Genomic DNA, 11,955 nt, shown 5'->3' with positions numbered 1-11,955 from the left:
AATAAGAAATAAGAAATAAGAAATAAGAAATAAGAAATAAGAAATAAGAAATAAGAAATAAGTCGTAGAAGTCAGAAGGAAGTTAGTCAAGTACAAATGTGAAAATTTTTCGCTTTGCTGGAAAGAGGAAAGTTGCCAGAATAGTAGTAGGTAAACCATCAGTATTTTTCCCAAATTTCGGAATCTGACTAGAGGAGGTTTTGCTAGAGATAGGAGAGATTTTTCTGGATGAAAGGGAATAGTTTTTGTGAAAATTTTTGCCTTTGATATAAATAGGAAAGTTATCTGAATGTCTGAAGTAGGTAAGTAAAATTAAAGCCAAGTAATTGTCAAGCTCATAAATCATCTACTGCCACACTCTAAAACCTATTAAAACTTTTTGAGTGGTAACAACTTGACCAGAGGAAAGTTGCCAGAATAGTAGTAGGTAAACCATCAGTATTTTTCCCAAATTTCGGAATCTGACTAGAGGAGGTTTTGCTAGAGATAGGAGAGATTTTTCTGGATGAAAGGGAATAGTTTTTGTGAAAATTTTTGCCTTTGATATAAATAGGAAAGTTATCTGAATGTCTGAAGTAGGTAAGTAAAATTAAAGCCAAGTAATTGTCAAGCTCATAAATCATCTACTGCCACACTCTAAAACCTATTAAAACTTTTTGAGTGGTAACAACTTGACCAGAAGTAAACATTAAACCTTGATTTTCAGTAACTATTATTATCAATTTACTTTCACAGAAAACTAACCAAACTTCTTCACCACCAGATTCTAAATATTCTTGAGTTTTTAAAAAGACATTTTAAGCTAAATCTGTAGGGGAAATAATCTCTGCACTTAAAGGAAAACTCTGAGGTAAAGTAGGATAATTTCCATATTGTGAAACTAACTCAGGAGTCAGATAAGCAACGTCAGGCGATCGCCCTTGTTGATTGGTACGACAAGGTACATCTGTATAAACTTTTCCACCTTGTTGACTAGCATTTTTATAGTCATCCCAATAACGACCAAGCCTTAATTAAATTTTTCCATGTGTTAATGTCATGCCGTTTTTTTCTATTAATTTGCCGTCTACCCATTCCATTTTTTCAGGAGGGTTTTTTGTGAAGTCTTCTAAGGAGATATTTTGATTTATGAGAGTATAATTTATCATAATTTAAGAAGGAAAAAGCTAAAGTAAGGATATAACTAAGAAACTTTGTCGATTTTTTTTAGGGAATGAATAAAATAAGAAGCAATAATATGAAATTGTATTGATAGTAGAGTTTAGGATTAATACCTAAATTAAATTATCAAATTATTGTGCTATTTTTCGTTTTTTCCTTTGACGGTAAATAATAAGTGCTTCCTCTTCAATCATTCCAGTCTTCTAAAATCTTCATTTGTAAACTTCTTATTTTATTATCAGTTTGATTCTTAAAAGTTCGGTCTCTATTTATTTTAAAAGGTAGTATTAGAAGCTCTGCAATTTTTTTAGAAAAAGTACCTATATCTAGAATAATAATTACAAAGATAACTAATTTTGCTAAAAAAGCTAGAATTTCACCAGATAAAGGAATCAATTCCAATATTTGTGGAAGAGTAAAAAACAAAATCAAGAAGGTGACAAAGTTCATAATTCTATAAATTTCATCTCTTTCTCCTTTATCTTCTTTTCGAGTAAGTTCAATGGTACTATCTTTATTTGTTACAAATAAAGATAGTACTTCATCTTCCTGAATTCGTCTTCCCGATACAAATCGAAATCCTACTTGATATTTCGGTAAAATTTCTCTGATTAAATACCTTTTTTTGACTTCACTCGGCTTAAGATCCTTTATCTCAATTTCCTCTATACCCATTAAATTATCATTCAAAGGTGGTTAAAAAATTGTTCTAAAATTCCCACATTTATATCAAGAAATTACTTTTGAATTTCTTGATTTTTAATTACTTTTCTACCAGTATTTTCAATATCGCAAGAGATGAGATATAAATCGGCAAGCTCATGATTTTCACCATAAAGGATACTAATATTTTTCTGATCTACATCTTTTTTGAAATCTAAAATACTCGATGTATTTGTTGTATAGGAAAGCTCCATTGCTTGGTCTTGACGCTGCTTTTTTGATGAGAAGTAATTAAATAGCGATACTGAAAAACCAGAGATAATAGCAATAGTAACCTTTTGCCAAAAATCACTATTTTCTAATAGTGTTTGAATTGCTGTTAGATATTCGTTTAAGTTATTCATCGAATAATCTCCTTATTTTTTTATAAAAATGATTAATTTGAGCTTCCGAATTTGTCATATTGAGTTTTCCCATTTTAATTAATATCATATTAAAGTTCGTAGTAGGGTTTTAGCGGTAAGATAAATCGGGCTAAAGCCCTACTACAAAAAAATTATTTTAACTGATAACTATTAACTGATTATCCATTTTCTCGTCCCGAAATATTTACAAGAATGAGCAGCAATATTAGCAGCATTTGCTAATGCTTCTGTAAATTCCCTATCAAAAATGTAGTGACAAAATGCTCCATGAAAAATATCACCAGCACCTAATGTATCAACAGCATTAATTTTCGGAACTTCTACATTACCAAACTTACCTTTACTCAAATATTTGATAGGTTTTTCTCCTTGAGTAATGGCAATATGTGGAATATTTTGATTTGCTAAATAGGTAAAAACTTCCTCTTGACTTTTACAGTTAGGAGGATAAAAATTAGCTGAACAAATAGCATAATCAACAAAAGGTAAAATTTCCTCAAACCCTGATTTCCAACTACCTCCATCTATAACAATAGGAATATTTTTTGACTTACCAAGTTGAGCAATTTCTAAACTTGCTGCTATTTGATGACCGTCGATTAAAACAATATCAATATTATCAATAATTTCTGGAGAGATAAGTTCTTTTGAGATTTGAGACTTAGTAGCATTGATAGAAATAACCGCGCGATCGCCTGTATCTTGAGTAGTAATAATTGATGAAACTGGTGGTGGTTCGGAACGATTTTTATCTAAGTCTTGTATGATGACATTATGTTTTTCTAAATCTGCTTTAATTAGATGAGTTATCGGATTATTTCCTAACCCACAAAGAAGAGTTGTTTGATTATTAAAGTAGCTAAATGTTACTGCTGCATTTGTGGCAGGACCTCCGGCAGTAACAGCATAATTAGTAGCAACAACTTTTTGATTTTTATCAGGGTAAGTTGCTGTGAGATAAACTAAATCTAAAGTAATTAATCCGACAAAAAGTCCGGTTTTAGTCATGTTTTTTAAGGTAAGCATTCAGCATTCAGCGGTCAGCTATAGTAATTATAAATATCGTAGGGGTTTGGTCTCCAAATCCAAGTACAAATTTAATTTTGTACTATTTTATATAGCAATCCTAAATAGGTCACGGGTAATCAAAAAGTAGATAAAAAAACTGAAAGTCCCGCCTGTTGACTGTTGCCTAAAAAGCAGTAAGATTTTTGCCACAAATAAAATAGGATTACTATAGTATAATTTTGGTCTCCAAACCCAACCAAAAATGGTATAAAAAAACAACCCCCTACAATTTTTTTACGCATCATTTCATATTTTCATATCAGTTATTAAATCATCATAATGACAATAATTTTTACTCCATTTAAAGAAGTTTTAAGCAATAGTATGATTATTTTTTTTTACTTTTAAAAGGGGGTAGTCCTGCATTGTAATGGTGAAAATATATATTTTTTAATTTCTTCCCACACTCCCCACACTTCCCACACTCCCCACACTCCCCACACTCCCTCTACCATTACTATGCACCACCACCTAAAAGGGGATTTTAACCGCTCTTAAACCATCCTACTTACAGCATTTTTCAGGTCAATAAACCATATAAAAAAAGATAATCATGTACGGACTTTTGCACTTATGTTATAATATCTTGTCTAACTAAGTTTGGTCTGCAAATTCCTTATGCGCTTCGGTTTGGAGACCAAACCCCTACCGTTTTTTCTCACGAATGATTCCATATTGCTATAGTTTTCATTATCCATTATCCATCTACTCCCTAAAAAAGTGAATAATTTAGGAATTCCTCAAATACCATCTAATTTAAAATTACGACCTTATCAAGAACAAGCTGTTAATAATTGGATTGCTAATAGAGGTAGGGGAATTTTAAAGATGGCAACTGGTACTGGAAAAACAATTACTGCTTTAGCGATCGCTACTGAACTTTATCAAAAAATTGGCTTACAAGTATTAATTGTAGTTTGTCCTTACCGTCATTTAGTAACTCAATGGGGAAGAGAATGTGAAAAGTTTTCTTTTCAACCAATTCTAGCTTTTGAGAATGTAAATAATTGGCAAAATAAACTTTCTACTACTCTTTATAATATTCATTCCGGTCAGCAAAAATTTATTTCTATTATTACTACTAACTCTACTTTTATCTCAGATAGTTTGCAATCTCAACTTAAATATTTTCCTGAAAAAACTTTGATTATTGGGGATGAAGCTCATCATTTAGGTTCGCCAAAATTGGAGAAAAGTTTACCTAAAAATATTGGTTTAAGACTTGCTTTATCTGCTACCCCAGAAAGATATTTTGACGACGAAGGAACTACGGCAATTTTAGATTATTTTGGTGAAGTATTGCAGCCAGAACTAACTTTAGCTGATGCAATTCAACAAGGTGCTTTAGCTCGTTATCTTTATTATCCAATTTTAGTAGAATTGACTGAAGCGGAAAGTCGAAATTATACCAAATTAACCGCGAAAATTGGTTGGGCGTTATTGTTATCAGAAAAAGAGAATGTGGAAATAGAAAAAGAAGATATAAAAACTTTATTAGTACAGCGTTCTCGATTAATTGCTTCGGCACAAAATAAATTAACAGCATTAAAAAATTTAATGGCAAATCGTTTACAAACAACTCATACTTTATTTTATTGTGGAGATGGATTGGTAGAAAGAGAAAATATTTCAGATTTACGACAAATGGAAGCAGTGGTGAAACTATTAGGTTATGAATTAGGTTACAGAGTTAATAGTTATACTGCTGAAACTCCGATTAAGAAAAGAGAGAAGTTAAGACAACAATTTGAAAGTGGAGAATTGCAAGGTTTAGTAGCAATTCATTGTTTAGATGAAGGGGTAGATATTCCAGCAATTAAAAATGCAGTTATTTTGGCAAGTAGTCGAAATCCTCGACAATTTATTCAGAGAAGAGGCAGAATTTTACGACCTCATCTGAGTAAGGAAAGAGCAACTTTATTTGATATGATTGTTTTGCCTCCAGATATGGGTAGAAGTAGTTTAGAAGTAGAACGAAATTTACTGATAAAAGAGTTAAAAAGGTTCTGAGAATTTGCCGATTTAGCAGACAATTCTGGAGAAGCTAGAGTGAAATTATTAAGTATTCAAAAAAGGTATGGATTATTAGATATTTAATACCATACAATGACAGTTTATTCAGAGAAGAGGCAGAATTTTACGACCTCATCTGAGTAAGGAAAGAGCAACTTTATTTGATATGATTGTTTTGCCTCCAGATATGGGTAGAAGTAGTTTAGAAGTAGAACGAAATTTACTGATAAAAGAGTTAAAAAGGTTCTGAGAATTTGCCGATTTAGCAGACAATTCTGGAGAAGCTAGAGTGAAATTATTAAGTATTCAAAAAAGGTATGGATTATTAGATATTTAATACCATACAATGACAGTTTATTCAGAGAAGAGGCAGAATTTTACGACCTCATCTGAGTAAGGAAAGAGCAACTTTATTTGATATGATTGTTTTGCCTCCAGATATGGGTAGAAGTAGTTTAGAAGTAGAACGAAATTTACTGATAAAAGAGTTAAAAAGGTTCTGAGAATTTGCCGATTTAGCAGACAATTCTGGAGAAGCTAGAGTGAAATTATTAAGTATTCAAAAAAGGTATGGATTATTAGATATTTAATACCATACAATATTAAAATAAAATTTATTGAGCTAATTGTTAAAAATGAAGGGAGAATAAAAAATATTTATGTTTCTAGAATCACCAGAAGCAAATCCTAAAATTTTGTTAGATATTATTAAATCTGCTGTGGCAGGAAAAGTTGTTATTCCTGATTTCCAAAGGTCTTTTGTTTGGAAAAAAGATGACATTCAAGATTTACTAACTTCTTTGTTGCAGGGTTATTTTATCGGAATATTTCTGATGTTAGACACCCCTAGTAAAAACCCAATGTTTCCTTTTAGATTTGTGGAGGGAATGATAGAGAAACCTAATGTTACAGAAACTGTGACATTAGTTCTTGATGGTCAACAACGCATTACTTCTCTATATTATGCACTTTATGAACCTAATCAACCTCTAAAATGGGCGAAAAATCCTTATCGTTTTTATTTACATTTAGAGTCAGTTTTAGATAATGATTTAGAAAATGCAGTTGTAGGAATATCTGAACGCGATAGCCGTAGAAGAAAAGAATACGATGAATTAGTCAAACAACATAAAGCCTTACCTTTTTCTATATTACGAGATTCTATTAGTTTTAATAAATGGCTGTATCGAGAACAAGATATTTGGGAGGATAAAGAACAAGAATTATTGGTAAATATCTATAATAGGCTCCATGAATTTACAGTTCCTGTTATTTCCTTATCTTCTGAAACAAGAGAAGAAGATATTGTCAATATTTTTGAGCGAATTAATCGTACTGGTGCTAGTCTTTCTCTTTTTGATTTGGCTGTAGCAAATCTTTATAAAAAAGGAGTAAATTTACGAAATTTATGGGAGAAATTTCAAAATAGTTATCAGGAAGTTACAGATTTAATTAAACCAGAATTTTTACTGAGACTAATTGCTTTGAGGCAAGGTAAAGAACCAAAAAAAGGTAACTTATTAAAAATGACAAGATACATAGAAGGAGAATTATTTAAAGAGTTATGGAATGAAGCAGTTAAGTCAATAGTAACAGCTTATCAACGATTAATTAATGTGTATGGAGCCTTTGATTCTAAGTGGATTCCTTATACTACTTTAATTGTTCCTTTAGCTGCTTTATTAAATAAAATAAATCGAATTTCTGCTGGTGCTGAAGCTTATCAAAAGTTAGATTATTTTTATTGGGGATGTATTTTAGGTTAGCGTTATGACAATGCTGTAGATAGCAAAATTTATTATGATTTTCAAAATGTTAGTGGATGGATAGATAATCAGGGAAATGCACCAGAATGGTTACAAAAATTATCTGTTCAAAGTTTTGATTTAAAGACTGAGGAAAGTTATACAACTTTATATAGAGGATTAATGGGGTTAATTGTTTGTGAAGGTTCTAAAGATTTTTTAACAGGGCAACCTGTGGAAATTAATAAGTGTCAAGATGACCATATTTTTCCTAAGTCTATTCATAGTGAAAAGTATGATAATTTAGTTGATAGTATTCTGAATCGAACTTTAATTTATCAAACAACTAATAGGTGTAAAAGTAATAAACTTCCGGCGGATTTTTTAAATGATTGTTTAGCTAAACATGGTGGTAATGAAGAGCAGCTTTGAGAAACTTTAGGTAGTCATTTTATTGATGAGGATGGGTATGCAGCAATGCAAAATAATGATTTTATTCGTTTTATAAATTATCGTCAGAAAGTTATGCAAAAAAAATTACAAGAAATTGTTTCTTTAGCTGAACCTATTGAGGAGTTGGAAGCTATTTCTGAGGATGAGGTGACATATTGGTTAACTCCAGTTGCTGCTAATGAGAAACGTTTTGCTTCTGAACAAATTAAGTTTTTGGTTGCTGAAGAACAGATTTATGCTTTTGGATATAAAACTCCTGGTCGAAAAAGCATTAAATCTGGGGATAATATTTGTTTTTATGCTTCTAGCAAGGGTATTGTTGCTCATGCTTTAGTTAAAACTAAACCAGAAAAGTTGAATCATCCTAAAATTTTTAATTCTGATAAGTATCCTTGGGTTTTTGAGTTAGAAAAACCTTGTTTATATTTGGATACTCCTGTAGTTTTGGATGAGGATTTAAGGAATAAGTTAGATGCTTTTTTAGGGCGTGAAGATCGTTCTAATTGGTCATGGTTTGTTCAGGCTACTAGAAAAATTTCTGCCAATGATTTTAGAGTTTTAACTAGGAATTTTTATTAGGTATAAAATTATTAATATAAGCTAGAAAAAAATTACATGATAATTAACACCAAAAATCTATGCCTAATATCACAATTAACCTACCCTATGAAATACTTTATTCTTTAGAGCTAGCTTGTGAAAAATAAATAATAAGCTTTTTGACTAGAGAGCGATCGCTAATAATTGTTCATCAAGGAGTACCCATATTTTAATCTAAAAATTACTCAAAAAAAAATCAAAAATGACAGTTAAAATAACACTCAAATTTACCAGAAAATGTCGAAGCAGATTCAGTTGATTCAAACAGCTATCTCTATAATTATCTTATTTTTTTCAAAATTTACTCTTTCTTCCCTATTCCCTACTCCCTACTCCCTATTCCCTACTCCTAAATGACTTCAAAATACTCAGATAAAGTAATCAAAGAAATATCAACTATTTTTTCAGAAAAGCAATCAAAATATAGTCCTAAAAGTCAAAGTAAACTCAATAATATTCAAGAACCAATTACTACTGCTCCCCCAGAAGTAAAGCAAATTATTGGGCGAGTATTACAATTAGAAAAAGACAGACTTTATAAAAAAACTCCTCGAATTAACGATGATATTCTCAAAATTATTAAAGAAGCAGTGCAATGAAATTAATTTCCATTATCTTGTGTAAATTTCGCCAGTTTTACGGCAAAACTCCTGAAATAATTTTAGCATCAGGGAAATGGAGTTTTCTTACTTCTTACTTCTTACTTCTTACTTCTTACTTCTTACTTCTTCCTTCTTCCTTCTCCCTTAAATTAAGATGATATTCTCAAAAAAAGAAATAGCAGTTCAATGAAATTAATTTCCATTATCTTGTGTAAATTTCACCAGTTTTACGGCAAAACTCCTGAAATAATTTTAGCATCAGAGAAATGGAGTTTTCTTACTTCTTACTTCTTACTTCTTACTTCTTACTTCTTCCTTCTTCCTTAAATTAAGATGATATTCTCAAAAAAAGAAATAGCAGTTCAATGAAATTAATTTCCATTATCTTGTGTAATTTCCGTCAGTTTTACGGCAAAACTCCTGAAATAATTTTAGCATCAGGCAAGCAAAATACAACAATCATTCATGGCAATAATGGTTCAGGTAAAACTACTATAATGAATGCTTTTACTTGGGTACTTTATGAAAAATTCAGTGCTGCTTTTGCTGCAGAAAATAAATTAGTAAATAAACGAGCAATTACAGAAGCAAAACCTGGTCAAGCTATATCTTGTTGGGTAGAAATTGTGTTTGAACATGATAATAAACGTTATCAAGCAAAACGTTTATGTCGAGCTTATAGAAACGAAGAAAATAAACTTGAACATGGCAAAAGCGAGTTATATATGCAGATAGCTGGAGATGACGGACGTTGGTCTCCACCACCAGAACATCCTGATGATATTATTGGCAGAATTTTACCAGAAAGTTTACATAGATATTTCTTTTTTGACGGAGAAAGAATTGAATATATTGTTCGAGATAATCAGAAAAGTGAAATTGCAGAAGCTACTAAGGAATTATTGGGAATTGAAGTATTAAATCGTTCTGTTAGACATTTAGGGGAAGCTAAAAAATCTCTGGAAACTGATTTAAGATTGATTGGTAATCCAGAGACTAAAAAACTATTGAAAGAAAAAAGAAAAGTTGAAGAGGAAATTGATAAATTATCAAAACGCCAAACAGAAATAGACCAAGAATTACAACATCATAGAGAACTTAAAAAAGAAATTAGTAGTCGTTTATTAGATTTTAAAGGTGCAGAAGGGTTGCCCCAACAAAGAGACCAATTAAAAGTTCAGATTGGAGCAATAAAAGAACAAATAGTACAAGCAAATCAGGGATTAAAAAGGGCTATATCAACTCGTGGTTATATGGTATTCTTATCAGAAGCAATAACAGAATTTCGAGAATTATTTGGTTATTTAAAGGAAAAAGGAGAGCTGCTCACAGGAATTAATCGGCAGTTTATTCAACAGTTATTAGAAGAAGAGCGTTGTATTTGTGGAGCGGAATTAACTATAGATTCTACGGCGAGAAAATTAGTAGAAAAATGGATGGAAAAAGTAGAGGTTGCTGATGTTGAAGAAACTGCAATTAGAATGACTGTACAAATGGATGAAGTTGATAAACAAGTGGTAGATTTTTGGGAGGAAGTTGATAGACAACAGGGAAATATAGAACAATTACGTTCTCAACTTTCACGGATTGAAAATCAATTAGAGGTAGTTCAAAAAAAATTGCGTAGTTATCCAAATGAGGATATTCAGAAGTTACAAAAAAGGTTAGACGAAATTGAAACTAAGGTGGGAGATTTAAACCGGGAAACTGGTTCAAATACTCTACAGTTAGAAACTTTGCAGAAAGAAATTAAGGTATTAGATAAACAAGTCGATAGGCAAACAATGAATGAGTTAAAACAAGTTTTATGTCAAAGACGAATTGCTGCTACTCAGGATGCTATTGAGAGACTAAATGAAGTTAAATTACGTCTGGAAAAACAGTTTAGAGTTTCTTTGGAAAAGCGGGTACAAGAGTTATTCTCAGAAATTTCTTTTACTCCTTATATTCCTCAGCTAAATGATAATTATGAGTTAACTTTAGTAGAAAATACTGGTGGTAAAAATGCTTTAGTTGCCGCTTCTACAGGAGAGAATCAAATTCTCAGTTTGGCATTTATTGGTAGTATTATCGATCAGGTGAGAGAATGGAGTCAAAAGAATACTTTAATGGGGCCGGATAGTAGCACTTTTCCTATTGTAATGGATTCTCCTTTTGGTAGTTTAGACGAGATTTATCGGCGACAAATTGCTAAAACAATTCCTCAATTAGCAAATCAATTAATTGTATTAGTAACTAAGACTCAATGGCGAGGTGAAGTTGCTGAAGAAATGGCTGATTATATTGGTAGAGAATATGTTCTTTCCTATAATTCTCCAAAACCAGATTGTGAGGAAGATACTATTGAGTTAGGTGGTGAATCTTATGCTTTAGTCAAACGTAGCCCAAATGAGTTTGAATATACAGAATTGCTTGAGGTAGATTATGATGACTTTTGAATAAGGAAGAAGTAAGAAGGAAGAAGAAATAAGAAATAACAAAGATTTAGCTATATATAGAAGTCAAATTTTTATCTACTCATAAAACCGACAAAAAGTGAAGAGGAGGTAACAAGTTATCGTTATACTTCAGAAAATATCTACTTTCCTCTAGCTAAAGCAGATATTCTGGAAAAGTATCTGACAAATTTTGTCTTATCTATATATAGAAGTCAAATTTTCATCTATGACAAAACTGACAAAAAGTTGAGTGGAAGTAAGAGGTAGTTGTTTGACTTCAGAAAATATCTACTTTCCTCTCACTCAAGCATATATCTGAGAAAAGTCTCTGGCAAATTTTGTCTTACCTATATATAGAAGTGCAATTTTTATCTCTGAGAAAAACTGACAAAAAGTTGAGTGGAAGTAAGAGGTAGTTGTTTGACTTCAGAAAATATCTACTTTCCTCTCACTCAAGCATATATCTGAGAAAAGTCTCTGGCAAATTTTGTCTTACCTATATATAGAAGTGCAATTTTTATCTCTGAGAAAAACTGACAAAAAGTTGAGTGGAAGTAAGAAGTAGTTGTTTCACTTCAGAAAATATCTACTTTCCTCTAGCTAAAGCAGATATCTGGAAAAAGTCTCTGGCAAATTTTGTCTTACCTATATATAGAAGTGCAATTTTTATCTCTGAGAAAAACTGACAAAAAGTTGAGTGGAAGTAAGAAGTAGTTGTTTCACTTCAGAAAATATCTACTTTCCTCTAGCTAAAGCAGATATCTGGAAAAAGTCTCTGGCAAATTTT

Annotated in this window: 8 protein-coding genes and 3 pseudogenes; 8 read left to right on the top strand and 3 right to left on the bottom strand. The window is 31.3% G+C overall.

The annotated features are described in order from the left end of the window. Positions 1 to 1,347: 1,347 nt before the first annotated feature. The 3 genes from ACP6PK_RS08810 to ACP6PK_RS08800 all read right to left on the bottom strand — a co-directional run bounded on the left by ACP6PK_RS08810 (position 1,348) and on the right by ACP6PK_RS08800 (position 3,257). Entirely contained in the window at positions 1,348 to 1,851 is a 504-nt protein-coding gene (locus tag ACP6PK_RS08810) for a hypothetical protein (protein ID WP_426559289.1), read from the bottom strand. A 47-nt stretch (positions 1,852 to 1,898) separates the two neighbouring features. Continuing rightward, positions 1,899 to 2,228 carry a hypothetical protein gene (locus ACP6PK_RS08805; protein ID WP_426559288.1) on the bottom strand — a complete coding sequence of 110 codons (330 nt, stop codon included), beginning with the start codon at positions 2,226 to 2,228 and terminating at the stop codon, positions 1,899 to 1,901. A 171-nt stretch (positions 2,229 to 2,399) separates the two neighbouring features. Further along, positions 2,400 to 3,257 carry a sugar kinase gene (locus ACP6PK_RS08800; protein ID WP_426559287.1) on the bottom strand — a complete coding sequence of 286 codons (858 nt, stop codon included), beginning with the start codon at positions 3,255 to 3,257 and terminating at the stop codon, positions 2,400 to 2,402. A gap of 780 nt (positions 3,258 to 4,037) precedes the next feature. On the opposite strand from ACP6PK_RS08800, the pseudogene ACP6PK_RS08795 reads away from it, so the two are divergent. The 8 genes and pseudogenes from ACP6PK_RS08795 (at position 4,038) to ACP6PK_RS08760 (ending at position 11,168) form a co-directional block, all read left to right on the top strand. Next, positions 4,038 to 5,414: pseudogene (locus ACP6PK_RS08795) on the top strand (DNA phosphorothioation system restriction enzyme). A 13-nt stretch (positions 5,415 to 5,427) separates the two neighbouring features. Continuing rightward, positions 5,428 to 5,667, top strand: a pseudogene (locus ACP6PK_RS08790) (helicase); the annotation flags it as partial. Positions 5,668 to 5,680: 13 nt separating this feature from the next. Further along, positions 5,681 to 5,920 (top strand): annotated as a pseudogene (locus ACP6PK_RS08785) (helicase); the annotation flags it as partial. A gap of 69 nt (positions 5,921 to 5,989) precedes the next feature. Next, entirely contained in the window at positions 5,990 to 7,096 is a 1,107-nt protein-coding gene (locus tag ACP6PK_RS08780) for a GmrSD restriction endonuclease domain-containing protein (RefSeq protein WP_426559286.1), read from the top strand. A 162-nt stretch (positions 7,097 to 7,258) separates the two neighbouring features. Continuing rightward, positions 7,259 to 7,507: an HNH endonuclease domain-containing protein gene (locus ACP6PK_RS08775; RefSeq protein ID WP_426559285.1), complete on the top strand. Its 249-nt coding sequence runs from the start codon at positions 7,259 to 7,261 to the stop codon at positions 7,505 to 7,507. A 45-nt stretch (positions 7,508 to 7,552) separates the two neighbouring features. After that, positions 7,553 to 8,107 carry a hypothetical protein gene (locus tag ACP6PK_RS08770; protein WP_426559284.1) on the top strand — a complete coding sequence of 185 codons (555 nt, stop codon included), beginning with the start codon at positions 7,553 to 7,555 and terminating at the stop codon, positions 8,105 to 8,107. Between the two features lie 374 nt (positions 8,108 to 8,481). Continuing rightward, positions 8,482 to 8,727 (top strand): hypothetical protein, encoded by a 246-nt coding sequence (locus ACP6PK_RS08765; RefSeq protein ID WP_426559283.1) that lies wholly within the window; start codon positions 8,482 to 8,484, stop codon positions 8,725 to 8,727. A 368-nt stretch (positions 8,728 to 9,095) separates the two neighbouring features. After that, a complete protein-coding gene (locus tag ACP6PK_RS08760; RefSeq protein ID WP_426559282.1) occupies positions 9,096 to 11,168 on the top strand; it encodes an AAA family ATPase in 2,073 nt (690 codons plus the stop codon). Positions 11,169 to 11,955: the final 787 nt, after the last annotated feature.

It is taken from the genome of Dapis hubbardiae BLCC-M172 (genome assembly GCF_050016015.1).
Classification (GTDB): Bacteria; Cyanobacteriota; Cyanobacteriia; order Cyanobacteriales; family Microcoleaceae; genus Trichodesmium.
The sequence above is the reverse complement of the archived record's forward strand: the minus strand, read 5'-3'. Positions and strand labels throughout refer to the sequence as shown.